Origin of the sequence: Streptomyces sp. NPDC000410, assembly GCF_040300305.1 — a bacterium.
Lineage (GTDB): Bacteria > Actinomycetota > Actinomycetes > Streptomycetales > Streptomycetaceae > Streptomyces.
Genome location: NZ_JBEPDM010000058.1, coordinates 1 through 25,945 on the forward strand (window position 1 = coordinate 1; position 25,945 = coordinate 25,945).

Genomic DNA, 25,945 nt, shown 5'->3' on the forward strand with positions numbered 1-25,945 from the left:
CCAGACCTGGTTGACCTTCAGCTCAAGGTCTATCACCGTGCGGACTCCTCTGACCTGGGCACTGGTTTCGTGCCTGCCGTGTGAAAGGTGAAGCGCACGGGCCCGCGCGGCGCCGACCACGGTGAGGACCCGCCGGCCCCGCCGCGGCCCTGCGTGAACTGGCGGCCCACCGCAGGGCCTCCATCCACGCGGTGGTGCGGTGTGCCGGTCATTGGTGCTGGGTAGAACGCGCGGCACGGAGAGTGGGGATGGCCAGGGGGTGGGGCCGGCGGCTGCAGGTCGGCGGCGCAGATACGGGACGGTCCGGCAGAGCGGAGGACGGCTGGACGCCGAGCACCATACGGGCCGGGCACCGGTTGAGGTGCTGATCTCGCGGGTCGGCTGTGTGATCTGCGGGTCGGGAAAGATCCGGATCGCGGCGTCGGGCGCAGAGTGCGAGGCCTGCTACCAGCGGCGGCGTGCCCGCAATGCCCGGCGCACACGGCTGCGCCGTAACGCAGTGGGCCAGCCGACGGGGCGGCTGATCGCCGACCGGTACCGGGCGGCGGACCGCATGCGCACCCTGCACCGCACGTGGGAGGCCAAGGGCCCGGACCCGCTGCCTGCGGCCATCACCCTGCTGGAGCGGCTGCGGGCGGCTCTGGACTCGGTTGCCGTCCTGGACACCGAACTGGGCCGCCGCTACCTCACCGGCACCCGCCCAGGCCCGGACGGCGCGGTACCGCGGGAGCAGACCGCGTTCCGCCGCAGACTCCTCACGGCCCTGAAGTCAGGCACGCGCACCGTCCCGGACGTGCTGGACCAGGCCAGCGACGTGCACGAGAGCGAGAGCGCCACCGTCCTTGCGGACACGCACGCCTTCGCGATCGTGGCCGCCGCCTTCGGCCACCGCCGCACCGTGGCCGCCTTCCGCCAACACAGGCTCGCCCTCGGCGCGCCCTGGAAAGACGTCCGCGACCAGATCGCCCCGCTCCTGGCCGACCTCACCCCGGCCACCGCCGCGGACTTTGATGTCGACAGGGCCGCCCGGCTGGATGCCGACCTCGCCCGCGCGGCCGAGGCCGCCGACGCACAGCGGCACGCTGCGCTCGGCACCGGTTGAGGAGTCATTCGCCGACCAGCCAGGGGCGACCGCGTAGCGACCGCACTGCTTCTGCCGCCCATCACCGCCCGTCGGCTTTACGGCAGCGCCATCACCGGTGGGCTGGCTGCGCTAGACGGTGTTGTCGGTGAGGGCCTCTCGCAGGAAGGGGAGGAGTTCTTCGGCCGGGGTCCATGGTCCGTAGTGGACGGTGCCGGATCCGGTGCGGGCGAAGGGGCGTACGCGTGTGGGAGTTCCGCCGCGTTTGGTGATCTCGAGGAAGGCGTGCCCGAGTTCGGGGGCGTTGGCCAGTGCGTGGCCGCTGGCGTGGCTGCCGAGCGGGAAGGGCAGCTGGGTCCGGGGCCCGGGACCGACCGGGGGGAAGAAGTAGGGGAGCGGGGCGTCCATGCGACAGTCGGTCTCGATGCCGACGGAGGCGATCTGGACGCTGGTGGCGGTCTGGTTGGCTGCCTGTACGGCGAAGAAGTGCGGTCCGGTCAGGTCTTTGGACTTCACCTGGCCCGCAAGGGAGATCGGCACGGTCATGATCCCGCTGCGGGTTGTGGTGTAGCCGGCGGCGAGGGTCACGGTGATCTCGGGCGGGGCCGCCTGTGGTGTCCGGCTGTCCGGTTCGGTGGGAGCGGTGAGATTCCTGGTGTTGAGGAGGTTGATCATCGCCTTGTAGGCGGGCAGGAACGTGTCCCGCGCATGGCACGCCTGCCGGTTGAGCTCGTTGCGTTCGGCGGCGGTCCCCGGGTGGTTGATCTCCAGGACCTGCGGGCCCTCGTCGGAGATGTCCGTCATGCCGTTCAGCTCGAAGCAGAGGGCCTCCAGTTGTTCCAGGAGTGTCTCGTGCGCGCGCTTCAGTACTGGGTCGACGTAGTCGACCTGTTCGTCCTGGAGAGCCTCCAGGGCGTCGCAGACGGGGTGGCTCACGCTCAGGGGGACCCGGAACATCACCTCCGCTTTCCGCAGCCACCGATACCAGGCGCCGCGGACCGACACGCGCACCGCCTGGCGCAACGGGCACCGGGAGAAGACCGTGACCACCCAGGCCGGCGACCTGGAACTGGCGATCCCGAAACTGCGGGCCGGGAGCTTCTTCCCCAGCCTGCTCGAGCGCCGGCGCCGCATCGACCAGGCCCTCTACGCGGTCATCATGGAGGCCTACGTCCACGGCGTCTCCACCCGCTCCGTCGACGACCTGGTCCACGCGCTCGGCTCGGACACTGGTATATCCAAGAGCGAGGTGTCCCGGATCTGCGCCGGCCTGGACGAACAGCTCGACGCGTTCCGGACCCGGCCTCTCGATCACATCCGGTTCCCCTACGTCTTCCTCGACGCCACCTACGTCAAGGCCCGCGTCGACCACCAGATCGTCTCCCAGGCCGTGATCATCGCCACCGGCGTCACCGAGGACGGCGGCCGCGAAGTCCTGGGCGTCATGGTCGGGGACAGCGAGACGGAAGTCTTCTGGACCGACTTCCTGCGAAGCCTGCGCGAACGCGGCCTGTCCGGTGTCCGTCTGGTCATCTCCGACAGCCACAGCGGCCTGGTCAAAGCCATCCGCAAGGTCATGATCGGGGCCGGCTGGCAACGCTGCCGCGTTCACTTCGTCCGCAACGTGTTCTCCGTGATCCCCAAGGGGTCCGCGGAGATGGTCGCCGCGACGATCCGCACCATCTTCGCCCAGCCGACGGGTGATGCGGTCAGGGCCCAGCTCGACACCGTCGCGGACATGCTCGGCCGCCAGTTCTCCAAGGTCAAGGAGATGCTGCTGGAGGCGAAGGAGGACCTGACCGCGTTCGCGGACTTCCCCGACCAGCACTGGAAGAAGATCCAGTCGACCAACCCCCTCGAACGTCTGAACCGGGAGATCAAGCGCCGCTCCGACGTCGTCCAGGTCTTCCCGAATACCGCCGCCGTCACCCGCCTGGCCACCGCCGTCCTCGTCGAACTCCACGACGAGTGGATCGCCTTCCCCCGCCGCTACCTCTCCACCGAAAGCATGGACAGCCTCTATCTAGACAGCACCACCAGCCTGCCCGGCACGGCCGAATGATCAGCTACACCACACCAAGGGACATGACCCAATAACCGCCCGCAGGTCAGACGGCGGCACCCAGGCAGCCACCGCTACGTCCGGGCGCCAGCACCGAGGAGTGGCAGTGCGGAAGGGGACAGTTTCTGCTGCTCCGCGGTCGGCGTGTTGGCAGGATCTCCCGAATGGACGCTCAGCGGAATCGTCACCAAGTGGCTGTCCGGGGAGCTATGGCGCGGTGTGCCGCACGGTGAGTCCTCGGGTAGCGGTGAGCCGGTGGGGCCGGGGTCGGCCGTTCCGAAGTCCGCGCAGTGGTGCGTTCCCAGCACCGCGGCTTCAGGGTTTCTCTGCCAGTTGGCGGAGGAGGGCGACGGGCTGGTCGACGCCCTTTTCCAGGGTCTTCATTCCGTAGGGTTCTTGCTGCGCCTCGCTGAGCACTTCCTGGCTGTTCGGGTCGCGGGCGATGTGGACCTGCATGTAGGGGTCTCCCGGGGCGAACCACGCAGCCGGCGCTGCACGGTCCGTGTCTCCGACAAGACCGCATCGACCAGCTCGAACGGCATGATCGGCGTCAGCTCTCCCAGATGGCCCGGCGCGAACCGACCCGCGGCCACTATGACCGTACGGGTGATGGTCGCCAGCGGGGTGGCAGGACACAATGCTCGGGCAACGGAGCTCCTTCGGGAACAAGCTGTCTTGGACGACTGCCTGTACCAACGAGCTCCGTTGCTCCATGTCAGGACTTTCTCAACTCCCTTGCGTGACCTGCGAAAACGCTAACTACCTGGCCTTGGGGAAAGTTCATACAGACCCGCATCCGGAAGTACGTGCATCGGCAACACACCATGTAGGGCTTGCGGCCGCAGCCACCGGCCACGAGTAGGCTCAACCAGGTGTGATCGATGTACTGCTCATCGCCCCGGTTCGGGTATACCGGGAGGCGACCTGTGAAGCGCTCCTGTCCCAGCCCTTGCTCTCCCTCGTCGGAAGTGGGGGCACTGCCGCGGAAGCCGTTTCGGCCGCCAACCGACTCCGTCCGGGCGTCGTGTTGCTCGACCTTGCCGTGCCGGACAGCATTGCGGCGGTACGGGCGATTAGATCCTGTGCCCCGGAAACCCGGCTCGTTGCCCTGGCCGTCGAGGACAACCAGTCCGTGCGTGAGGTGGTCATCGCCGCCGCGCAGGCCGGAGTCGCCGGCTTCATCGACGCCGGGCACTCAGTCCAGGATGTGGTTGCCGCCATCAGTTCTGTGGTCCGGGGTGAAGCGCCGTGCCCGCCCCGGGTCGCAGCCTGGCTGCTTCACCATGTACAGGGTGTCGGAGCCCCCGCAGGACCGGTGCGTGGAGAGCTGCCGGACTCCCTGACCGTGCGGGAGCGCGAAGTGCTCTTCCTCATCGCGGAGGGGTTGTCCAACCGGCAGATCGGCGAGCGGCTGGTCATTGGGCAGGCGACCGTCAAATCGCATGTCCGTGCGGTGCTGCGCAAGCTCGGGGTCCCACGTCGCGAGGCCGCGGTGCGGATGCTGCGTACCCCGGGGGCCGAGGGCGCCGGTCACCGGGCCGCGCTGCCGGGTTGAGGAGGGGGTGAACAACACGACGCGGAGGTGGTGTTTTTCTCCACCCCGCCATGCGCGGATTTCCCCCCTGAGGGTGGGTAGCGTCGCCTGCGAGGCGCGGTAGCCATTCCTCTGTGCCCCACGCCGTCTCCCGGTCCCTGCCGGATCTCTCACCGCTCCGACACTGGGTTGCCGACGTGCTCGTACGTGCCACGGAGGGGCCGTCCCGGCCGGAGCCCGCGGATGTGCCGCAGGCACCGGAGGCACCGGATCCACACCCGCTTGAACGGCTGTACCCCTCCCGCCGCCAGGTCGTCGCCGAGCTGACGGCGCGGCGCCCGACGGCCAGTGTGGCGGGACCGCCGCCGCTGCCCGACCATCTGGCGGTCCCGCTGCTTCGGCAGGGGTTCGACACCTTCGACCTGTGCGCCTTGGCGCTTGTCCTCGCGCCTGACCTCGACCCCGTCCACGGTCGGACCCTCGCCTGGCTGCGCGACGAAGGCAGCGGCGACCCGGGCTTCCCGTATCCGACGGTGGACCTCCTCGCCAGGCTGTGCTGTGCCGACGACGCGGAGCGCGACACCGTTGCGGTCCGGCTGGGGCCTGGTGCCCCGCTGATCCGCCTCGGACTGCTGGAGATTCTCGGCGACGGGCCCGCCGACTGCTGTTCGCACCGCTCCGCGCTGCGTGCCTCCGGCGCGCTGCTGCGCTGGACCTTCGGGGTGTCCGAGTTGCCGGAGGACCTCGCCCCGGTGGCGGAGGTGGAGGCATACGTTCCACCGGAGCCCTGTGATCCGGCAGCGGTGGGGGCATTGCTGCGGCGGCTGCTCGGGCCGGCTCCGGCCCTCACCCATCTGTATGGGCCGCAGGCCGGCGCCTGCCTCGACGTGGCCTGGTGGAGTGCCGCACAGGCGGACCGCACGGTGCTGCGGATCCAGGCCGAAGCGCTGGGGGACCCGGGTTCCGCCCGGCGGCTCGCGGCCCAGGCGCTGCTGCGCGAGGCGGTCGTGGTGGTCGACGCGTCGGGTGGTGTTGGCATGCCGCCCGCCCCGGTGTGGGACCTGTTCGCGCATGCCGTTGTCATCGGCGACGCCCAGTCCCTGCCGCCGGTGCCCCCTGGCTCCGGGACCGCCCGGGTCGTCTCAGTGCCGGTACTGCCGTCCCGCAACGATCCGACGGGCCCGGCGCTGGCGGCCGCGCTGCGCGACCGGGGCGTCGCCCTCGACGACACCTGCGTGGCTCGGCCGCGCGGTACGTGGACCCACCTTGCCGGAATGGCGCAGCGTAGGCTGGTGGAGGCGCTGGCGGCCCGCGGGCACGGCGTGTACCGGGAGGGCGCGGCCGACGGCGAGGGCCCGGAGCCGTGTACGACGGTCGCGGACGTGTACGAGGTGGCCTCGCTGGTGACCGGGCGGGCCCTGGACCGGCTCGCGACCCGTCTGCCGACCGCGGCGGACTGGTCCTCCCTGGTCCTGCCCGCACGTGTGGTCGAGCAACTGCACGATCTAAGAGCCCACGTGGCGTCCCGGACCGAGGTCCGGGAGCGGTACCGGCTGCCCGATGCGGCCGGGCGCGGGGTGGCGGTGCTGTTCGCCGGGCCGAGCGGCACCGGGAAGACGCTCGCCGCCCGGCTCGTCGCCGGGGAGATCGGCCATCCCCTGTACCGGGTCGACCTGGCGTCGGTGGTCTCCAAGTACATCGGTGAGACGGAACGCAACCTCGACGCCGTCTTCACGGCCGCCGAACACACCGACGCGGTGCTGCTGTTCGACGAGGCAGACGCCCTCTTCGGCAAGCGGAGCGAGGTCCAGGACGCACGCGACCGGTACGCCAACCTGGAGGTGGCCTACCTGCTGCAGCGGATGGAGGACTACGACGGCCTGGCGGTGCTCGCCACCAACCTCCAGCACCACCTGGACCAGGCGTTCACCCGTCGGCTCTCCTTTATCGTGCACTTCCCCTTCCCCGAGGTGCCCGAGCGCGAGCGGATCTGGAGGACGGTGTGGCCAGCGGGGCTGCCGCACACGCCGGACCTGGACTTCCGGTTGCTGGCCGAGCGCTATCCGCTGTCCGGTGGCCACATCCGCAACGTGGTCGTCACCGCCGCGCATCTGGCGGTGGCCGGGGGCGGCGTGGTCGACCACGAGACGATGCTGCGCGCGGTGGAGCGCGAGTACGACAAGTTCGGTCAGGCGCCGCGGGATCGGGTGTCGGGGGGTGTGCACTGATGACGGGCCCCGGTCACGTGCGTGACGGCTCACTGCCGGCCCTAGCCGACGAACGCAATCTCGAGCTCGGTCGCCCGCTTCCCGTGTCGGTCCGGGAACCGCTGGAACGGGCTTTCGGAGCACCTCTGGCCGACGTGGCCGTCCACACCAATCCGGCAGCCGCCGCGAGGGCGGACCGGCTGCATGCCCAGGCGTACACGAGGGGCCGGCACATCGTGTTCGGACCCGGGCGGTTCGATCCGTACTCGCCGCGCGGCAGGGCACTGCTCGCGCACGAGCTCTCCCATGTGCTGCAACAGCGGTCGTCGGCCCCGGGCGGCGGCGGTGCCGCGCGGCGGTCGTCGGAGGCGGGAGCTGAGGCCGAGGCCGCGGGCGCCGGGGCACTGGCCGCTGCTGGGCTCCCGGCGCCGGTGGCCGTCAGCGCGCCGGTCGGGATTGCGTGCGCGGACAAGGACAAGGAGCCCTACGACCTCAAGTCCCTGTGGGAAGCGACCAGGAAGGCGGCCACGACCGGCCAGGAGAAGATCCGCTCGGCCGTCCACGACGCGGTGGGGCACGGCGAGGGATTGGCGCTGGAGGTCACGGGAGCGATCGACACTCTGGTCGCCCTCCCGTTCGCGGGGGCCGACGCTGCAGGCCCGGTCATCGACGCGCTCCCGGTGGAGCCCGCGACCAAGGAGAAGATCCGCTCTACGGTGGCGAAGGTCGACGCGCAGGGGAAGCGGACGCGGGATGCGGTGAAGGCCGCGGCCGAGATGGGGCCGAAGGATCCGGAGACCGGCAAGTCCATCATGATCGACCCCGTCACCAAGGCCCCGGCGCTGTCCGGGGTGGTCACCCATTACGGGGGCAAGGCTCTCAAGAAGATCGACAAAACGGCGTTCGGCGGTCTCCAGCCGGAAAAGTCCCTGGTGTTCACCGACGAGGAAATCGGCCAGCTGAAGGGGTCGCTCGCCCTTCAGGTCGCGCTGGCCTACGTCGGCGTGGAGGAGGCCCAGATTGCGCTGAAGGTCGTGGGCGCGGTGGGGGCGGTCAACGGAATCCTGACCGCCATCACGAACAACCCCCAAGGCTTCCTCAAGGACCCAGAGTTTTGGCGGCAGGTGATCAGCGGGGTCCTGTACGTCTTCAGCCTCCACCAGGCGACGGTCGGGCGGAGCATCACCTCGCTGCTACTGGCGACGGGACAGCTCGCGGTCTCGGCGGGGCCGGCGGCTCTGAAACTGCAGCAGGACATGCAGATGCAGGCAGGGCCGGAGCGGGACGCGGCGATCCGACAGGACGTGAAGAGCCTGGCTCTCGCGGCCTGGGGGGTCATCAAGGGCGTGATCCAGGCCGGCATTGTGAAGAGGCTCCCGCCCGCCGGGGCACCATCGGCCAACGTGCCGCCGCCACCTCCGGAGAGGGTGCCGCCCCCGGAGCCGCAGAAGAAGGTACCGCAAGCTCCGAAAAAGGCCGTGCCACCCGCCCTTCCGGACAAGAAGACGCCTCTTCGCCCGAAAGCCGTCCCGAAGTCCCCGACAGAGGAGGCTCCGAAGCCGGTTCCCCAGGCGTCGCCGACGGCCGACCCGAAGAAGCCCCCGGCCGCGCCGGGACCGGTTCCCCCCAAACCGGCGGCACCCAAGGCGGAGGCGAAGCCGAAGCCGGCAACCCGGAAGCCGGCGCCTGCGAAGGAGGCCGCGCCCGCAAAGAGGAGGGCCGCGCCCAAGGACCTCAAACCCAGAGCACCGAGGACCGCGGCACGGAGCGGTACGAGGGGCTCCGCGGCCGCAAAGGCGCCCAGGGTCAGGAGGCCCAGGCAGCCGAAGTCCTCGTGGGCCTACAACCGGGCCAGGATCGAGATGCAGAACCGGCGTCAGTGGCGTCGGCTGTCCCGGATCATCCGCGCGCTGATCCCGGTCTGTGAGATGTGCCAGGCCCGGCCGACCGCCGCCGCCGACCACCTCCTCTCGCTCAAGGATGCCGAGGCCGCCATGGGAGCTGACATGGTGACCCTGGAACAGGCCCGCACAGCCAGCCATCTGAGCAATCTCGCCGGAATCTGCACCCGGTGCAACAGCCAGAAGAAGGACCGCCCGTTGGGAGACCCCCGACTGGTGGACAACGGATGGGATCCGCCCAATCCGAACGAGCGCATCAAGCAGTGGATGCGCGACAACAAGACCGGGTGGTGAGCCGCCAGTGATCGACACCGTGGACCTGGTGCTGCGGCAGACGCTGCTTGCGCGGGTGGCCGGGCTCGGGAGCACGCAGGTCGGGTTTCAGCCGCCCGACGAGGATTGGCGGACACAGATCGGCGGGGCCGCCCAAGGGGTGTTTCTGAACTGCTGTCTGGTCGACCTGCGCGAGGACCGGCGGCTGCGCCAGGGCGTACGGGACGTCGGAATCCCCGTCGCCGGGAGCGCCGTCGGCCACCGTCGTACGCCCATGCGGGTGCGTTGCCAGTACCTGCTGTCCGCCTGGAACGCAGCCCGGGATTCGCCGCAGGTGGCCGCCACCGAGCAGGAGCACGCCCTGCTCGGTGCCGTAATCACCGCGCTGGTGGCCGCCGACTCCCTTGTGCCCGCAGCCGTGCTGACGCCCCGACAGCTGGCGGACGTTCCGGAGTCGCTCCGGGAAGGACCGTTGCCCGTCGAGCTGCTGCCGGTCGACGGCTTCGCGAAGTTGGCCGAGTTCTGGGGCACCATGGGCCGCTCCGCGGCGTGGAAGCCCGTCGTCCCGGTCACCGTCACGGTGCCCGTCCCGGAACCCGCGCCACATGCCGAGACCGTGGTCCGGTCGGTAACGGCCGCGTACGCCCTGCTTCCCGACGGCCCCGTCGAGACCCAGCTGACCCCCTCCTGAAAGGACACCCGCATGGCCATTCCCACGCTCCCCGGGGTCACCATCGTGGAGACCGAACCACCGTCACCCATCCGCGGGGTGTCCACGAGCATCGCCGCCTTCATCGGCCTGTGCGCGGACGGTCCCACCGGCACACCCACCTTCGTGGGCAGCCTCGACGCCTTCACCAAGACCTTCGGCGGACCGGTGGACGGTGCCGGTACGCCCTTCTACCTGCCGCTCGCCGTGGAGGGCTTCTTCCGTAACGGCGGCACTCAATGTTTTGTCCTCCGGGCCGGCAAAGCCACCCCGGCCTTCGCCGACCTGCCCGGCCGGGCGACCAACGGTGTTCCTGTGGGCAGGGCGGTGGCGCTCGTCACCGGCGAGGCGGGGCGCGGAGGCTCGGTGGGGATCAAGGACTCCAGCGTGCTGCAGGCAGCCCTGGGCACGGGCCAGACCGGGCTAGGGCTGCTCAAGAACACCACGCCCGTCACCTCGGTCGACGCGACCCGCCGCAAGCTGACGGTCGGCGCCGTCGGCACCTTCGCGCCGGGCGACAATGTCGTGGTGGCCAACGCCGCCGATTCCGATTCCGTCGCGGCCGTGATCAGCCGGGTCAAGATGCCGAACGTGATCGAGTTGGCCGCTGCACTGCCCGAGACGCCCGATTTCGCGGGCGGCACCGTCACGACCGCGCCGCCGAAGCCGGGCGACAAGAAGCTACGGCTGGACGTCCCGGCCACGCTGTCGCTGCGCGTCGTGATCCCCAGGGGCTCGGTGGTGGTACTCGACGACGGCACGGCCAAGGAGTGGGCGGTGGTCGCGGAGACGACCGGTGAGGGGGTCGTCCTCGACAAGCCGCTCACCCGCGATCTCAAACCCGAGGCACGCCTGAGCACCGCCGAGTTTGACATGACGGTGGCCGCCTCCGACGGGGCCGGTCCGGTCACCTACCGCGGTCTGTCGACGACTCCCTCACATCCCCGCTGGTGGGCGGGACCGACGGTCGACAGCGGCTATCTGCGGATCGTGCCCGCCGAGGCCGGGGCACCGGCGGGCCAGGACCCGCGCCCGAAGGCGGGCCTGGTCACCCTCGGCGCCGGCCAGGCCGACGATCCACTGGTCACCTGGAAGGAACTCGACTCCGACCACCTGCGCGGGCAACTGGCGCTACTCGAAGCCATCGACGAGATCAGCCTGGTCGTTGTGCCCGGCATCGTCACCGCCGAGGCCCAGCAGGCGGTCGTGGAGCACTGTGAGACCCTGCACGACCGGTTCGCGATCCTCGATACCGCGCAGGGCATCGAGCCGCAGACCGCCGTGCAGCAGCGCGCCACCCTGACCGGGAAACTGGACAAGGGGTTCGCCGCGCTCTACTACCCCTGGATCCAAATCCGGGACCCGGCCCGCAACCGGGTCGTCCCCCAACCGCCCTCGGGTCACATCGCGGGCATCTACGCCGCCACCGACAAGCTCCGCGGCGTGCACAAGGCGCCGGCCAACTCCGGTATCGCCGGCGCACTCGGCCTGGACCGGCGGCTGCGGGACAGCGAGCAGGAACTGCTCAACCCCAACGGCGTGAACGCCCTGCGGATCCTGCCCGGCCAGGGCGTCCCCGTGGTGTGGGGCGCCCGCACCACGTCGGGCGACGTCACCTGGCAGTACATCAACGTGCGCCGGCTGTTCCTGTTCCTGGAGGAGTCGATCCAGGCGTCCCTGCGCGGCGCAGTCTTCGAACCGAACGACCTCGCCCTGTGGAACCGGCTCAAGCGGACGCTGACGGAGTTCCTCGGCCGGGTGTGGCGGGACGGCGCCCTGTTCGGGGCGACCGAGGAAGAGGCGTTCTTCGTCCGGATCGACGACGTGCTCAACCCGCCCGCCACCCGCAAACAGGGCGTGCTGAACGTGGAGATTGGCGTCCAGCCGGTCTACCCGGCCGAGTTCGTCGTCGTCCGGATCGGCATCTGGGACGGCGGCTCCCAGGTCAGCGAGTAGCCGGGCCGGCAACAGCGCACCCGCACAGCAGAGGAAAGAGGATCGTGGCCACCGCCGAAGTGCAGGACCCCTATGTCAACTTCAACTTCCTCGTCGAACTGGACAACATCGCCCGGGCCTCCTTTCACGAGGTGTCCGGGATGGACTCCACGGTCGACGTGATCGAACACCGCGAGGGCGGCTGGAACACCACCCCGCGCAAGTACCCCGGCCAGACCAAGCACACCAATCTGGTGCTCAAGTGGGGCATGGCCACGGACACGGAGCTGTACGACTGGCACCGGGAAGTCACCCAAGGCAAGGTCTCCCGCCGCAACGGCTCGGTCGTGCTCCTGGACGGCGCGGGCCAGGAGGTCGCCCGCTGGGACTTCGTCCGCGCCTGGCCCGCCAAGTACACCGGGCCCGGCCTCAACGCCGAGTCCAGCGACATCGCGATCGAGACCCTGGAACTCGTCCACGAAGGCCTGACGAGGGTGAGCTGACCATGCTGCAGATCGAACACGAATTCACCCTGCCGGTGGGGCTGCTGGGCGAGGACGGCACCCTGCACCGGAACGGCACCATGCGGCTGGCCACCGCCGCGGACGAGATCCTGCCGCTCGCGGACGTACGGGTACAGCGCAACCCCGCGTACCTCTCGGTGATCCTGCTGAGCCGCGTGGTGACCCGGCTCGGCGGCGTCGAGACGATCACCCCGAAGACCATCGAGGGGCTCTTCGCCGGGGACCTGGCCCATCTCCAGGCGCTCTACAACGAGGTCAACGCGGTCGACGAGGGCGGCGGCACGACAGCCGCGTGCGCGCACTGCGGGGAGGAGGTCCGCACGGGCCAGGAGCGCCTGGGGGGATCCGCGGCTATCCCGTCGAACGGCTCCGGGACGAGATGAGCTTCCTCGCCTACTACCTCCACTGGTCCCACGCCGAGCTGGTGGGGCTGCCCCACCGGGAGCGCAGGGAGTGGGTCCGGCAGGTGTCGGCGATCAACCAGCGCATCAACGAGCAGGAACAGGAGGGACTTTGAGGTGACGCTGCACCGGGCCGGGCCGACGCGGCCCGCACTGGACGCCCTGCTGCGGCGGGCGCGCTCGCACGCCGCGCCCCGCGCGGGCCGGCCGTTCCCCGCGGTGTCGCTGGTCCACCGGAACCGGCCGCGTCCCCGACACACGGTCGTTACCGTCGCCGCTTCGGTCGCCCTCCCACGCGGTCCGGTGCGGACCCGGTCCGGCTGTGGGTGCCGCTGCCGGGCCGAATTCCGGCCCCCGGCCAGCCTGTGGGCCGAGCGGCCGCCGGTCGCGCGGACCGGGGCGGTCGCCCGACGTGCCGGGACGGCGCCGGTGTTCCGCACGGCTTCCGGCGCGGCGGTCGGCCGGAGGGGGGCGTGGCCCACGGGCGCCGGGACGTCTCGGCCCGGCGTGCGGCCCGCAGTTGGCCCGGCTGGCGCCTTGGTGTGCGTACCGCGGGGCGTCGCCGTGTCCGCCCCGTGGCGGAACCCCGTGCCGCGCACCCAGTACGTGCCGGTGCGTGGCGCCGTACCCGGACCGGGGCGCGCCACCGCGGGAGGCGTGTCCGCCGGGCGGGTCCCGGCCCCTCTGGCGCGGCTCCCGCTGGTGTTCACCCGGCCACCGGGCGCGCTGGCCCGCGAGGGCGGGCGGCATCCGGCCGGTCCGGCGGTACCCGGCAACGCGTCGCCCGGACCCGGTTTCCCCCGCCCTGCCGCCGGCCATCGCCCGTCCGCGTCCTCGTCGACCACGTCGGCGACCGCATCCTCGTCCCCGGTCGCGTCCCCGCTGACCGCGTCCGACGTCCCGCAGCTCGTCGAGCGGGTGGTGCGGGAGATCGACCGCAGGATGCAGGCTAGGCTCGAACGACGGGGGAGGCCCTAGTGCGGCTCGACGACAGCGCGGGCCTGGACCGGTTCCTCTCCGCGGCCCACCGGATCACGGCGGGTCTGGAGCGAGCGACCCTGACCAACCTTGTCACCGGTGAACGGACCAAGGTGCTCTTCAACCCGGAGGAGTACACGGTCAACCGGGAGACGAACTTCGCACAACTGGCCGTGCCGGGGCTGAGCGCACCGGTCGTGCAGTTCGTCCACGGCCAGGCGCAGACCCTGGAGATGGAACTTTTCCTGGACTCCCTCGTCGCCAACCGCCAGGCCGAGGCCGGCAGCGACGTGCGGCTGCTGACCCGCAAGGTCACCGGCCTGATGGACATCGACCCGACCCTCCACGCCCCGCCGCCGTTGCTGTTCACCTGGGGCAGCCTCACATTCACCTGCGTGCTCAGCCGTGTGTCCCAGCGGTTCGTGATGTTCCTGCCGAGCGGGGTGCCGGTCCGGGCCCGACTGGCGGTCACCTTCAGCGAGTTCCGCAACACCGAACTGGAGGTCAGGGAACTCAAGCGGCAGACCAGCGACTTCACCAAAGTCCATGTGACCGTTGAGGGTGACGCTCTGCCGCTGATCGCGTGGCGCGAGTACGGATCGGCCGCCTGCTGGCGGCCCATCGCGCTCCGCAACGATCTGGACGACCCGCGCGAGCTGACCCCGGGCGTGAGACTGGTGCTGCCCCGCCTGCCCTACGTGGACCGGACCACCGGCGAGGTCCACGACGTTCCGGCGGCGGAGACCGCGTGAACACCCCGCACTACGCACCCGAGATGCGCCTCACCTTCCGCGGGAGGCCCGCGCCGGCGGTGCTGCGCGGCTCGGTGACGGAGGTGTCCTGTGTGACGGGACTGGGCGGCGACGCGGACCGGCTGGAGATTTCCCTGGCCAACGAGGGGCTGCGCTGGTTGGACCATCCGTTCTTCGCCCTCGACACCCCCGTCGGTCTCGCTCTCGGCTATGCCCCGCACGAGCCGCTTTCCCTCTTCCAGGGGCAGGTGGTCGGCACCGACGCGGACTTCCCCGCCGACGGCATGGCCGCTTTCCGGGTCGTCGCCCAGGACCGCCGCACCCGGCTCGCCGACGCCTCGCCCGCCCGCTGGTTCGCCGCGCCGCTGCCCAGGATCGGGGTGCTGCCCGTTCCCGATCTGCTGGTGGCCCCGTACCTAGCGCTCGAACACGGTCTGATCCCGGCGGTGGACCGGCTCGGCGCGGTACTCGCCGCCTTGCTGGGAGCCGCGGACATCGCCGGTTCCGTCGAGGATCCCACCATGCGCCAGCGGGTGGTCCGCCACCAGCAGTCCAAGACCACCCTGAAGTTCCTGCAGCAGATCGCGACCGAGAACGGCTGGGAACTGCTGATGGAGCACGACCTCGAACCCCGGGGCTACGTGCTCCGGCTGATGTCCCCCGAGGCATACCTCACGCCCGAGGTGACCCTGCGGTACGGCGGTTCGCTGCGGGAGTTCGCACCGCGGACCTCATCGGTCGGACAGGTGGCAAGGATCGTGGCGCGGGTGTGGCGGCCGGAGGTCCGGCTGGAGCTCACGGTCGGAGTCGGCTACGACTGGGACCGGCAGAAGCTGGCTGTCGACATCGCTCCCGGTTTCGGGCTGCCTGGCGGGTTCCAGGGCAAGGAGATGGTCCTGGTCGACGAGCCAGTGACACTTGCCTCCGCGCCCCGGCTGATTCTCGGCAAGCTGCTGCCGCTGCTCAACCGCCGGACCACGGCGAAGGGCTCCTGCGTCGGCGACCCGCGGATCCGGGCCGGCCGGGTCCTGCAGATCGAGGGGGTCGGCGAAACGTTCGGCGGGCTGTGGCGGGTGGTGTCCGCGCAGCACACCCTCGACACCGGCGGCTATCGCACCTCCTTCGACCTGCGCAAGGAAATCTGGTTCGACGGGATCCGGCGGCCCGCCCAGGGAGCCACCCGGATCCAGGGCGGACTGCTCACTCTTCCCTCACCCGATCGGTGACTCCGACCACCCATCATCCCGGAGGTTTCCCCATGTTCGAACCGTTCTTCGACGCCCTGGACGACGCGGCGGCGTCCGCCGACGCCCGGATGCCCGGCGTCGCACCAGCCGTCGTGGTCCAGAACATGGACCTGACCCACGCGGGCCGAGTCCAGGTGCGCTACGCATGGCTGCCGGGCGTGGAGCCGTGGGCCCGGGTGTGCGCACCGGTGGCCGGGGATGCCTCCGGCATGTGGTGCCTGCCGCAGCCGGGCGACGAAGTCCTGGTGGGCTTTCACAACGGCGACATCCGGGAGCCGTACGTGCTGGGGGGACTGTGGAGCATGGTCTCGCCGCCCCCGGTGGACCTGCCGACCGACGCGCAGTACAAGCGCGTACTGCGCTCCCCGAAGGGCCACGAACTGTCCATGGACGATCTGCTGGGTGAGGTCGTGCTCCGCCACCAGCAGGGCCACTCGATCAAGCTGTCCAGGGACGGGATCACCCTCTCGGTGGCCGGCGGAGCGGCATCGGTCACCCTGGACGCCGCCGGCACCGTGACCCTATCCGGCAAGCGATCGGTGGAGGCGCGCGGCCTCAACGTCACGCTCAAGGCCGCCGATTCGGTGACCGCCACGGGAGCCAGAGCCACCGTCAAGGCCCAGGCCACGTGCACCGTCCAGGGAGCCATGGTCAAGATCAACTGACCGCCGCGGCCTTCCGGCATAGACCCTTCGAGCAGACAGGAGCCGCCCGTGCCGCTCGCAGCCCGCGTCAACGACCCCACCGCCCATCCGGGAGCGGTGTCCGGCCCCGGCGTGGCCACCGTAATGATCGGCGGCCGGCCGGCCGCCGTCCAGGGCGACCTCCACAGCTGCGCGTTCCCGCCGCCGGCTGTCCATCCGCCGACCCCGTTCCCGAAGGGGTCCATCACCGTGCTGGTCGGCGGGCGCGGCGTACTGCGTCAGGGCGACACGGCGGGCTGCGGGGCGCCGATCGTCGCCGGATGCCCGACCGTGCTGATCGGCGGCTGAGATGAGCGAGCCGCCGGTCGGAGCGGGCAATCCCGATGGTTCGGACGATCCGGATGACGACCGGTCCGTACTCGGCCACGGCTGGGGATCCCCGGTGGGCTTCGACCCCCTCGGCGAGGTGGCCCGGACAGGCGGTCCCGAGAAGATCCGGCAGTCGATGCGGCTGATCCTAGGCACCCGACGCGGGGAGCGCGCCCTGCGTCCCGACTTCGGAGCGGGCCTGGAGGAGCTGCAGTTCGAGCCGCTGTCCACCACAACGGCGGCGCTGGTTCGGCACCGGGTGGAACAGGCCCTCATCACGTGGGAACCGCGGATCGACGTCGGGGAGGTAACGGTGACCCTGGCCGACCGGACCACCGGCCGGCTCGACATCGACGTCGGCTACCGGATCCGTGCCACCAACACCTTCTACAACCTGGTGTATCCCTTCTACTTGCGTGAGGAGGCCCAGCGGTGACCTCGTCCCCGCCCCCGCCCGGGCGCGCCGAGATCCTCGACCTGCTGCTGCGCTGGCGGACGGGCTGGGTGCCGGAGTGGCAGCCGGCCGCCGAGGGGGTGTCGGCGGCCGCCGGACACGCGCTGGCCTCCCTGCTGGCCGCGCTGGCGGAACGGCTGGCGGCCGCACCGGACCTCCGCCTCGCCGCGCTGCTCGACCGGATCGGGGTCTCGCCGCTGCCCCCCCACGCGGCCTCCGTACCGGTACTGCTGGAACCGCTCCCCGGAACCGCCGGGGGCCGGGTGGCTGCCGGCACCCGGCTCGGGGCGGCCGTAGCGGGGAGCACCGACCTGCTGCCGTTCGAGACGGAGACCGGCGTGGGTCTGATCTCGGCACCGCTCGCCGAGGTGTGGAGCGTCCTGCCGGGGGCGGACAGCGCGGCCGACCACTCGGCCGACGTGCTGGCACGGCGGCCGTTCACCCTCTTCACCGGCCTGCGCCGGACCCGCCGGGAGCTGTACCTGGGGCACGACAGCCTGCTGGCCTTCGCCGGGCCCTCGGCGGTCGACGTCAGGATCGCCCTGGCCGCCGCCTCCTCGGTGCCGCTGCGCCTCGAATGGAACTGGTGGGACGGCGACGCATGGCGCGCGTTCGCCCCCTGGGGTGACGGCCCCGCGCAGTCGCGCGACGGCACCCGCGGACTGACCGGCTCCGGGACGGTCACCCTGGTTGTACCGTCCGCGCTGGCCCGCCCCACCGAGGTGCGCGGGATCACCTCGTACTGGCTGCGGGCGCACCTGCGGTCGCCGCTGATGGCGGAGCCCGGATTAGTCCTGCCAGAGCTGGCCGGCATCACGCTCACCAGCAGCACCCAGAGCGTGTCCACCGGCCTGCAGCCGGACCGGGCGATCGTGGACGGGTTGCCGATCGACGTCACCAAGGCGTTCGCGCCGTTCGGGCAGGCCCCGGAGCTGGGCAGCGTCCTCCACCTGGCCTGTGACGCGGTCTTCGCCAAGGCCGGTGCTTCGGTGACCTTGACCCTGAGGCGGGCGCGGACGGCGTCCGAGGAGGCGGACGACGCCCTCTCGGCCCCCCACGAACGTCCCGCGAAGCCACCGACCCTGACGAGCCCCAAGGTCGCGTGGGAGTCGTTCGACGGCAGCCGCTGGAAGGACCTGAAACCGTCGGCCGAACAGGCCCTCAACCTGAAGGCCGACGGCTCGGTCACCTTCACCGTCCCTCAGGACTGGACCCCGGCCGTGGTTGCCGGTGAGGAACGTCGCTGGCTCCGCGTCCGGCTGGTCTCCGGCAGCTACGCAAAACTGCGGATCCTGACCTGGGGCGAGGGCGAGCATGAGCAGAGACTCGCGCTGGTGGAGCCCAGGCCGCCGGTCCTGCAACCCATCGAGGTTACCTACCGCTACACCCCCCTGCCCGGCCCGCCCCAGCACGTCCTGGTGCTCGACGACCACGTGTGGCGGGAGGGACCAGCCGGCGGCCGAGAGTCCGTCACCCCGCTGTTCCGGCCGCTGCCCGACGATGTCCCGGCCATCTACTTGGGCTTCGACGGCGAGCTGCCCGCCGACCGAATCGGCCTCTACGCGCGTCTTGACGAGAACGGCCCGCTTCCGGCACCGGGCCGGCTGATCTGGGAGGGCCACGACGGCACGGACTGGGTACCGCTTGCCCACGAGGACGGCACGGCGGGGCTGTCCCGTTCCGGAATCGTGCTCCTGCAATGGCCCGGCACCGGCGGCCCGGCCGGTGCGCCGGTCGCCGGAGCAGATGGACGGACCATCATGCTCCTGGGGCGCGACGCCGCCACCCGGTTCGCCCCCGGCGACCATCTGGTCCTGTCGGACCTGCGCGGCGGCGAGAACGTGGTGGTGGAGGCCGCCGAGGGCCAGACCATGACGCTGCGCGGCCCGCTGACCCGGGCATACGCCGGAGGGGAACTGCGGGACGCTCCTCCCGCCAGGTTCGGCACCCCCCGTACCTGGCTGCGGGCCAGGCTGCCGGGCGACACCGATCCGGCCGCAACCCGCCTGCGCACCCTGGCGCCGAACGCGGTCACCGCACGCCAATCGCTGAGCGTCACCGACGAACCTCTCGGTTCCGGTGACGGCACCGCCGGCCAGGTCTTTCGTAGTCGGTATGCCCCCCTGCTGGAAGGGCTCGTCATCGAGGTCCGGGAACGCCAAGGCGTCCGGGCCGGAATCGATCTGCCGCTGCTGCTGGCCGAGTTGGGCCCCGGCGGGGCCGACTGGCTGCGCACGGTGGCGGACCCACGCACCGGAGAGGTCACCGAGGCCTGGGTGCGCTGGCGGGAAGTGCGGAGCCTGGGCACGGCAGGGCCTGCGGACCGGGTGTTCGCCTGCGATCACGCCTCGGGCCGCATCCTGTTCGGCGGTGCCGGCCACGGCCTGCCAGCGCCGCGCGGGGACGACAACCTCGTGTTGCGCTCGTATCGCACCGGCGGAGGCGCGGCGGGCAACGTCGACACCGGCGGCGTCACCCAGGTACTGGGCGCCGCAGCGGTGTCAGGGGTTTCCAACCCGCTCCCGGCCGGTGGCGGATCCGACGCCGAGCCGTTCGCCGCCGTGCTCTCCCGGGGGCCCTCGGTTCTCCGGCACCGGCGGATCGCACTGACCGAGGAGGACATCGTGGCGGTGGCCAAGGAGGCCTGCCCTCAGGTGGCGTACGCCCGAGCGCTAGGAGCCCGCGACCGGCACGGCCGGGAACTGCCCGGCGCCGTACGCCTGGTGGTGGTGCCCCGGGACGGCTCGCGGCGCCCGGTCCCGTCCGGAGAGCTGTGCCGGCTGGTGCACGGCGCGGTGGCGGCACGGCTGCCCGCCACCGCGGTGCCCGGGCTGGTGGTCGAGGGACCGCGCTACCGGCCGGTTGGAACGACGGTGCGGGTCCGTCCGACGAGCGCGGCGGAGCCGGGCGTTGTCCGGGCGGCCGTACGGGCCGAACTGGAGGCCTTCCTGGACCCGCTGACCGGCGGGCCCGAAGGGACGGGCTGGCCGCTGGGCCGCCCGGTGCACGCCTCCGACCTGGCCCGCCGGCTGGAAGGGGTGCCGGGCGTGGACGTGGTGACCCGCCTCGTGTTCGACGTGGACGGCAGCCCAGCGGGCGACCGAGTGGCGGTCCCGCCCGACGCGGTGGTCTGTGTCGGCCCGGTGACCGTCCAACTCGCCGGAAGGGAGGACTGAGGCATGCCCTTGCTTCCCCCCGCACTCGACACCCGGCGGTGGCCCGACCTGGTGGCGGAGGTCCGCTCCCTGATCCCCCTGGTCAGTCCGCGCTGGACCGACCACAACATCTCGGACCCGGGCATCGCCCTGCTCGAACTGCTCGCCTGGCAGGTGGACGCGGACATGTACCGGGCGGGCCGGGTCACAGACGCCCAGCTGCGCAAACTGCTCGCCCTGATCGGGCAGGCGCCGCAGGGCCCACGGCCCGGCACGGCCGTCCTCGCGGTGTCCCCGGGCCCCGTGGTCGCGGGCGGCACCCCGCTGTTCGCCGAACTGCCTGCCGGGGTGGTGCTGACCTCCGACGGGCCGCGGACGCCGAGGCTGACCACCCTCCACCCGGTGCGTCCCACCGGCGCGGCCCTCCTGACGGCGGGCGTGGACCACGGAACCGCCGAGACCTCCGGTTACACCGCGGGCTGGACGGACCGCACCGCGGCCCTGGCCGCCCGCGTCCCGTACCCGGTACTGGGCGCGAGTCCACGTCCGGGTGCGGCGCTCGTTCTCGGCTTGGACCGTGAACTGCCCGCCGGGACCAGTCTGTCCCTGTACCTCGACCTGGACGGCGGCGGACGCCGGCCGGGCCCGGGATCCGCGGTGACCGACCCCGGGCCGGACCACCACGACGCGGTCACCGTGTGGGAGGTCCGCCGCGCCACCGGCTGGGAGCCGCTCGCCGCGGCCGAGGTGTCCGACGGCACCCGCGCCCTGACCCGCGGCGGGGGAGTCCGGCTGCACCTGGCCCAGGCCCTGGTGTCCCAGGCGCCTGTGAACCTGCCCGAAGGTGCCTGGCTCCGCTGCCGCCTGGACCGCGGCAGCCCCGACGCGGCCCACCGGCTGACCGGGATCACCGTGGACGCGGTCCTGGCCGAGCCCGTCGAAGCCGCCATCGGGTCCTTCAGCGTCGCCGCCGACGCCGTTCTCACCGGCGGGCCCGTGCCCGCACCCCCCGCAACGGTCGTGCTCGCGCTGGCCGTCGACCGCCATGGCAAGGTCACGGCGTTGCGCGCGGGTACGGCGGACGGGGCGGAGGCCGCGGATGGGCCGGTGGTACGCGTCCTCGCATGGCAGGCGCCGCAAGGACGGTTGGAGGGCCGACTGGTGGCCGAGGCCGTCGTGGCCGGAGTCGGGGACGGGACGCCCGAACAGCGCTTCACCCTTCCCGTCGAGGGGCACGTCCTGGCCGACCGCACGGAGGTGTGGCTGTGCTCGCCCGCACCCACCGCACGGCGGGTGTCGCTGGTGGCGGACCTTGATGCGTCCGGACGGGCCGACCGGCACGCGGTCCTCGACCCCTCGACCGGTGTGCTGGCCTTCGGCGACGGGCGCCGGGGCGCGGTCCCCGAGCTCGGAGAAACGGTGCTGGTGGCCTGCGCCACGACCGGCGCGGCAACAGCGGGTGACGCCGGGCCCCGACCCGGCGCGCGATGGACGCTCGACCCGGGACCACGAAACCGGGCGCTGCTCGGCCGAGACCCGGGCCCGGACGATCCGACGGCCTGCTCCGCGCTCGCACCGGACGGCGGCGCCTGCCCGGAGGACCTGGCGGCGGCCGCCGCCCGCGCCGAACGCGCCGTATGGGTCCACGAACGGCTGTGCGAGGCCCTCGCCGAGACCGGCGCCTCCTCGCTCGACGAATTCGACCGCAACGTCGTCCTCGGTCTGGACGTGCCCGAACGCGCTGTTACCCTGGCCGACTTCGAACGATGTGCCCTGGCCACACCGGGCACCTGGATCGCCCGGGCCCGGGCCTTCGCCGAGATGGACCCCCGGCTGCCGGGCCTGCGTGCCGCCGGCTGCGTCACCGTGGTCGTCGTTCCCCGGCTCCCGCCACAGCGGCCCGAACCGACGCCCGGCCTGCTGGACGCCGTACGGCGGTGGCTCGACGCCCACCGGATCATCGGCACCCGGGTCTTCGTCATCGGCCCCCGGTACCTCCGGGTGTCGGCGACCGTCTCGGCCGTCCTCCGGCCGGACACCGACCGGGCTGCCGCCCTACGGTCGGTACACGCGGCGCTCGACCGCTTCCTCCATCCGGTCACCGGCGGCCCGCGCGGCACCGGCTGGCCCTTCGGCCGCGACGTCCACCGCAGCGAGGTCATGCAGGTGCTCGACGAAGTCCCCAGTGTGGACCACATCGTCGGCCTGAGCTTCGCTGCCGACCAGGACGCACAGGCCGAAGGCGGCCACTCCGGCGTCCTGGTGCCCGCGGACACCCTGGTGGTGCCCGGTCAGCACGACGTCACCGCCGTCGCCGGGGGCGGGTCGTGAGCGCCGTGGAGCGGGTGATCTTCGAGCGGGGCCGGCGGCTGGACTCCGCCGACCTGACCGATCTGTTCCAGGCACTGGACCGGGGCCTGTCCGGTCACCTCCGGTCCGCCCACGGCAGCCGAGGGGTGCTCATCGGACTGGAACCCCGACTGACGGCACCGGCCGACGCTCCGCGCACGGTCACCGTCACCCCGGGAGTGGCGGCCGACGCCGACGGTGAGTTGCTCGTGCTGAGCGCGCCCCACACGCTGTTCCCGGGCGAGGCCCCGGCCACAGTGGTGCTGCGCGCCGTGGGCCCCGGCCCCCAGGCCCGCCCCTGGCTGCTCGGCCCCCACACGCCCCCGGACCCCCGCACCGACGTCGTCCTCGGGCGCGTCACCGCGACCTCCACGGAAGTGGAGACCGCGGGCCTGCGGCAAGTCGCCCGGCGGCTGGGCACGACGCAACTGCTGGCCGGCCGGCTCTCACAGGCGACGGCGCAGGTGTCCGGCACACCGCTGCGATGGTCGGCGACCGTGTTCCTGCCGTACGAACTTGCCGCCCCGCCCAGCGTGATGGCCTCCCTGGTCGGCCCCCCGCCGGTGGCCGCGATCACCACCACCATCGCGGTCACCGCCCGCGCCCGCGACTCCTTCACCTTGCTGGTCCGGCACGGCCGTCGGACCGGCGAACACGCGCCGTCCGAGCCGCTGACCAAGGTGCCGGTCGACATCGTGTGGACCGCCGTCGTCGACGTGCCACCCGTGGCAGTCGGTTCCGCCCCGCCGCCGTCCGACGCCCCCGAGCACCTGGCCCTTCCCCGCGAGAGAGCGACGACCATGACCGTGAACGACCCGATCGCGCCACTGCCCTCGGTGTCCCGCCCGGTGTTCTTCGAGCACCAGCTGCTCACCGCGGCCGACCTGACGGAACTGGCGGAAGCCGAACGGGCGCTGCGCCGCCTCCACCACCGGACCCTCCACGGGTGGGGCATCAGCCGCGGCATGGAGGTGACGGGCGCGGTGGGCGACGCCCGGCTCGTCGTGGCCCCGGGCTACGCGCTGGACGCGGCCGGCCGGGAACTGCTGCTGACCGCCCCGGTGGAGCTGGACGTGCCCGCGGTGGCCGGTGAACCCGCGGGCCCAGCCGAGGAGTTCCTGCTGGTCGTGCGCTGGACGGAGGACGAGGAGGCCGCCGCGCGTCTGCGCGAGGGCGCCGGGGGCACCTTCGGAGCGGTCCGGCTGGACGACAACCCCACCCTGCAGTGGCTGCCCGACAAGTCCGTCCGCAACGGATTCGACCTGGTTCTGGCCGGGGTCAAGGTACGGGACTGCCGACTGGCGGAGCCGCCGGACGGCTCGGCACGCCGGCTGCTGAAGGTGTCGCCGCACGTGGCCTCGGGCTCCACAGAGCCCGGGGCCACACAATGGACCCTGGTCAAGAATGCGAGCGGTTCGGTCCTCGGGGTGAAGACCAATGTCGACACCCGATCCGGCGGGTTCACCGGCCCCCCCACGTACCTGGTGCGCCTGGAGGGCCTACGCGACACGCAGATGCCCGGGGAGAACCCCCCGAAGGCCGCCGTCCTGGACGGAAATCCGTACGTCGCGAACTCCGGGGTCCAGACCCTGACCGTGGTCGTCCCCCTGCACCCAGGCGTGACGGCGGACCAGCCGCGCCCCGACGGCCAAGAGGTCGACACGGTCCCGCTCAACCCGCCCAAGCTGCTCGGCGATGACCTGCCCGAGCTGGTGGGAACCGACCTGCGGTGGAGCGTGGCATGGGTGGGGGTGGAGAGCTGACCATGCCCGAGGAGACGCCCTACCGGTGGCTGAACCGGGAAGGCCGCTGGCCCGGCGCCACGGCCCACGGCCTGCACCGCGACGGCGAGCACTGGACGTTGCCCGTCGTGACACTCCCGGTGGGGGAGCCATGGGTGACCTTCCCCTTCGAACCCGAGGGCGCGGCCGTCGAGTTGCGGCCGCTCACCGACGGCGCGGTGACGGTCGTCGACCGGGCGCGCGCCCGCGTGGTCCGGGTGAGCGGGGACGGCGTGGCCGAAGCCCCCGAAGGCGCGGTCGTACCGCCGGCGCAGCCCGAGGACGCGGCGGTGACCGCCGCCCGGGCCCGGGTGAACGGGGTCGCGGCCGCCCCCGCCCCCGACGGCTGGGGCTCGGACTTCCTGGTCGTCACCCTCGCGGGTGCGGTGTTCCTGGTACCCGCCGACCCCCTGGAGCCGGAGCGTCGACTGGCCGACGTGGCCGCCGGGCTCGCCGGTGTCGCCGTCGACCACCACGGCCTGCCCCTGCTCGCGGGCCCGGCGGGCCTGTACCGGCCGTCCGCACCGCAGCGGACCGGCCGGGGCGTGCTGGTGGCACCCGCACCCCACCCCGGCACCCGGCCGCGCTGGGACCGGGTCCAGATCGAACTCGCCGAGCCGGCACCCGCCGGCACCCATGCACGGATCTGGACGCTCGCCTCCCGCACCCCGCATGGCCCGGACGCCGCCGCCCCCGCGCCGCCCGCCCCGACGGCTCGCGACCAGGCGGACACCGACCACGCCCCCGTTCCCACGGCCGCCGGCCGCTGGCGCGCCGGACCACTGGACTGCCCGGACGTACGGGTGCTCAACGTCGCCCGGGAGACGGCCCCCGCCCTGTGGGTGGCGGTCGAGCTGGTGGGCGACGGCCAGGCGAGCCCGCGACTGGGCGACATCCGGGTGGCCTGCTCCGGAAGGGGCCTGCTGGACCAACTTCCCACGGTCTACACGGGCCGGGACGACGGCAGCGGTCGACTGGGAAGACTGCTGGGGCTGTTCACCGCGGTGTACGGCGAAGTCGCCGGGGACCTGGATCGGTCGACCCGGCTGCTGGACCCGGCGGCGGCTCCGGACCGGCCGGACGCGCCGTGGCTGACCCGCCTCGCCACCTGGGTGGACGCCTACCCGCCGCCACCCGACGCGGCACGGCAGCAGGCCGACTCGCGGCGGCTCCGCGAGCGGGTGGCCGGGGCGTTCGCCGCGCACGCCCGGCGAGGCACCCCGGCCGGACTGGTCGAGGCGGTCCGCCGCGAGACCGGCGGCGTCGAGGTGGAATTGCACGAACCCCTGCTCGACACAGGCGTGTGGCGCCTGGGTGACAAGCGGGTCTCGACACTCGGCACCACCACCCGGCTCGGCGCGCGCCCGGACCCGCCCGTCCTCGACGGCACGGCCGTGCTGGATGACTCCTGGCTGATCCAGGAGGAGGACCGCGGCCTGCCGCTGTACGCGGAGTCGGCCCACCGGGTGCAGGTCCTGGTCCCGGCCGAGCACGCGCAGCTGCTGGCCGCCGTGCGGCGAGTGGTGGAGCGCGAGCGGCCGGCGCACGTCGTCGCCGAGGTCCGGCTCAAACCCGCGCCGCCGCCCTAG

At 72.3% G+C, this 25,945-nt stretch carries 21 protein-coding genes and 2 pseudogenes; 20 read left to right on the plus strand and 3 right to left on the minus strand.

The genetic code is table 11. From position 1 onward, the window contains the following. Positions 1-361 precede the first annotated feature (361 nt). On the plus strand, positions 362-1,102 hold the full coding sequence (locus ABT342_RS33210) for a hypothetical protein (RefSeq protein ID WP_351582032.1): 741 nt from the start codon (positions 362-364) through the stop codon (positions 1,100-1,102). 111 nt (positions 1,103-1,213) lie between these two features. Here the strand turns inward: ABT342_RS33210 and ABT342_RS33215 are convergent, their stop codons facing one another. Further along, positions 1,214-2,038 (minus strand): hypothetical protein, encoded by an 825-nt coding sequence (locus ABT342_RS33215; RefSeq protein WP_351582035.1) that lies wholly within the window; start codon positions 2,036-2,038, stop codon positions 1,214-1,216. Between the two features lies 1 nt (position 2,039). Between ABT342_RS33215 and ABT342_RS33220 the strand changes: the two are divergent. Then, positions 2,040-3,143 (plus strand): annotated as a pseudogene (locus ABT342_RS33220) (IS256 family transposase); the annotation flags it as partial. A gap of 315 nt (positions 3,144-3,458) precedes the next feature. Here ABT342_RS33220 and ABT342_RS33225 read toward each other — a convergent pair. After that, a complete protein-coding gene (locus ABT342_RS33225; protein WP_351582084.1) occupies positions 3,459-3,599 on the minus strand; it encodes a hypothetical protein in 141 nt (46 codons plus the stop codon). Between the two features lie 23 nt (positions 3,600-3,622). After that, a pseudogene (locus tag ABT342_RS38315) lies at positions 3,623-3,736 on the minus strand (transposase domain-containing protein); the annotation flags it as partial. Positions 3,737-4,092: 356 nt separating this feature from the next. On the opposite strand from ABT342_RS38315, the gene ABT342_RS33230 reads away from it, so the two are divergent. The 18 genes from ABT342_RS33230 to ABT342_RS33315 all read left to right on the plus strand — a co-directional run bounded on the left by ABT342_RS33230 (position 4,093) and on the right by ABT342_RS33315 (position 25,945). Further along, the gene (locus ABT342_RS33230; RefSeq protein ID WP_351582037.1) at positions 4,093-4,698 is read left to right on the plus strand and encodes a LuxR C-terminal-related transcriptional regulator; all 606 of its coding nucleotides are present in this window, start codon (positions 4,093-4,095) and stop codon (positions 4,696-4,698) included. A 176-nt stretch (positions 4,699-4,874) separates the two neighbouring features. Continuing rightward, positions 4,875-6,905 carry an ATP-binding protein gene (locus tag ABT342_RS33235; RefSeq protein ID WP_351582039.1) on the plus strand — a complete coding sequence of 677 codons (2,031 nt, stop codon included), beginning with the start codon at positions 4,875-4,877 and terminating at the stop codon, positions 6,903-6,905. Next, positions 6,905-9,079 carry an eCIS core domain-containing protein gene (locus tag ABT342_RS33240; RefSeq protein WP_351582041.1) on the plus strand — a complete coding sequence of 725 codons (2,175 nt, stop codon included), beginning with the start codon at positions 6,905-6,907 and terminating at the stop codon, positions 9,077-9,079. The genes ABT342_RS33235 and ABT342_RS33240 overlap by 1 nt, the downstream gene beginning before the upstream one ends. 7 nt (positions 9,080-9,086) lie before the next feature. Then, positions 9,087-9,749: a Pvc16 family protein gene (locus ABT342_RS33245; RefSeq protein WP_351582044.1), complete on the plus strand. Its 663-nt coding sequence runs from the start codon at positions 9,087-9,089 to the stop codon at positions 9,747-9,749. 12 nt (positions 9,750-9,761) lie between these two features. After that, positions 9,762-11,723: a phage tail sheath subtilisin-like domain-containing protein gene (locus ABT342_RS33250; protein ID WP_351582046.1), complete on the plus strand. Its 1,962-nt coding sequence runs from the start codon at positions 9,762-9,764 to the stop codon at positions 11,721-11,723. Between the two features lie 44 nt (positions 11,724-11,767). Then, positions 11,768-12,205 carry a phage tail protein gene (locus ABT342_RS33255; RefSeq protein ID WP_351582049.1) on the plus strand — a complete coding sequence of 146 codons (438 nt, stop codon included), beginning with the start codon at positions 11,768-11,770 and terminating at the stop codon, positions 12,203-12,205. 2 nt (positions 12,206-12,207) lie between these two features. Continuing rightward, positions 12,208-12,609: a hypothetical protein gene (locus tag ABT342_RS33260; protein ID WP_351582051.1), complete on the plus strand. Its 402-nt coding sequence runs from the start codon at positions 12,208-12,210 to the stop codon at positions 12,607-12,609. Next, on the plus strand, positions 12,606-12,743 hold the full coding sequence (locus tag ABT342_RS33265) for a DUF6760 family protein (RefSeq protein ID WP_351582052.1): 138 nt from the start codon (positions 12,606-12,608) through the stop codon (positions 12,741-12,743). The genes ABT342_RS33260 and ABT342_RS33265 overlap by 4 nt, the downstream gene beginning before the upstream one ends. A 472-nt stretch (positions 12,744-13,215) precedes the next feature. Next, positions 13,216-13,605: a hypothetical protein gene (locus tag ABT342_RS33270; RefSeq protein WP_351582053.1), complete on the plus strand. Its 390-nt coding sequence runs from the start codon at positions 13,216-13,218 to the stop codon at positions 13,603-13,605. After that, on the plus strand, positions 13,605-14,357 hold the full coding sequence (locus tag ABT342_RS33275; protein ID WP_351582055.1) for a CIS tube protein: 753 nt from the start codon (positions 13,605-13,607) through the stop codon (positions 14,355-14,357). The genes ABT342_RS33270 and ABT342_RS33275 overlap by 1 nt, the downstream gene beginning before the upstream one ends. Beyond that, the gene (locus ABT342_RS33280; protein WP_351582057.1) at positions 14,354-15,583 is read left to right on the plus strand and encodes a phage late control D family protein; all 1,230 of its coding nucleotides are present in this window, start codon (positions 14,354-14,356) and stop codon (positions 15,581-15,583) included. The genes ABT342_RS33275 and ABT342_RS33280 overlap by 4 nt, the downstream gene beginning before the upstream one ends. 32 nt (positions 15,584-15,615) lie before the next feature. Continuing rightward, complete coding sequence (locus ABT342_RS33285) at positions 15,616-16,269, plus strand: phage baseplate assembly protein V (protein WP_351582059.1); 654 nt, start codon at positions 15,616-15,618, stop codon at positions 16,267-16,269. A 48-nt stretch (positions 16,270-16,317) separates the two neighbouring features. Beyond that, positions 16,318-16,596, plus strand: a complete 279-nt coding sequence (locus ABT342_RS33290) for a PAAR domain-containing protein (RefSeq protein ID WP_351582062.1) — start codon at positions 16,318-16,320, stop codon at positions 16,594-16,596. 1 nt (position 16,597) lies between these two features. Beyond that, on the plus strand, positions 16,598-17,053 hold the full coding sequence (locus ABT342_RS33295) for a GPW/gp25 family protein (RefSeq protein ID WP_351582064.1): 456 nt from the start codon (positions 16,598-16,600) through the stop codon (positions 17,051-17,053). Then, positions 17,050-20,247, plus strand: a complete 3,198-nt coding sequence (locus ABT342_RS33300) for a baseplate J/gp47 family protein (protein ID WP_351582065.1) — start codon at positions 17,050-17,052, stop codon at positions 20,245-20,247. Before ABT342_RS33295 ends, ABT342_RS33300 begins: the two co-directional genes overlap by 4 nt. A gap of 3 nt (positions 20,248-20,250) precedes the next feature. Beyond that, entirely contained in the window at positions 20,251-22,557 is a 2,307-nt protein-coding gene (locus tag ABT342_RS33305; protein ID WP_351582067.1) for a baseplate J/gp47 family protein, read from the plus strand. After that, complete coding sequence (locus tag ABT342_RS33310) at positions 22,554-24,338, plus strand: hypothetical protein (RefSeq protein WP_351582069.1); 1,785 nt, start codon at positions 22,554-22,556, stop codon at positions 24,336-24,338. The genes ABT342_RS33305 and ABT342_RS33310 overlap by 4 nt, the downstream gene beginning before the upstream one ends. After that, positions 24,317-25,945 carry a phage tail protein gene (locus tag ABT342_RS33315; protein WP_351582072.1) on the plus strand — a complete coding sequence of 543 codons (1,629 nt, stop codon included), beginning with the start codon at positions 24,317-24,319 and terminating at the stop codon, positions 25,943-25,945. Before ABT342_RS33310 ends, ABT342_RS33315 begins: the two co-directional genes overlap by 22 nt.

Bases quoted from the DNA above. Each gene is read 5' to 3' on its own strand.
- ABT342_RS33215 (WP_351582035.1), bottom strand. From the start codon at position 2,038: ATGTTCCGGGTCCCCCTGAGCGTGAGCCACCCCGTCTGCGACGCCCTG.
- ABT342_RS33225 (WP_351582084.1), bottom strand. From the start codon at position 3,599: ATGCAGGTCCACATCGCCCGCGACCCGAACAGCCAGGAAGTGCTCAGC.
- ABT342_RS33240 (WP_351582041.1), top strand. From the start codon at position 6,905: ATGACGGGCCCCGGTCACGTGCGTGACGGCTCACTGCCGGCCCTAGCC.
- ABT342_RS33250 (WP_351582046.1), top strand. From the start codon at position 9,762: ATGGCCATTCCCACGCTCCCCGGGGTCACCATCGTGGAGACCGAACCA.
- ABT342_RS33260 (WP_351582051.1), top strand. From the start codon at position 12,208: ATGCTGCAGATCGAACACGAATTCACCCTGCCGGTGGGGCTGCTGGGC.
- ABT342_RS33265 (WP_351582052.1), top strand. From the start codon at position 12,606: ATGAGCTTCCTCGCCTACTACCTCCACTGGTCCCACGCCGAGCTGGTG.
- ABT342_RS33285 (WP_351582059.1), top strand. From the start codon at position 15,616: ATGTTCGAACCGTTCTTCGACGCCCTGGACGACGCGGCGGCGTCCGCC.
- ABT342_RS33295 (WP_351582064.1), top strand. From the start codon at position 16,598: ATGAGCGAGCCGCCGGTCGGAGCGGGCAATCCCGATGGTTCGGACGAT.
- ABT342_RS33305 (WP_351582067.1), top strand. From the start codon at position 20,251: ATGCCCTTGCTTCCCCCCGCACTCGACACCCGGCGGTGGCCCGACCTG.
- ABT342_RS33315 (WP_351582072.1), top strand. From the start codon at position 24,317: ATGGGTGGGGGTGGAGAGCTGACCATGCCCGAGGAGACGCCCTACCGG.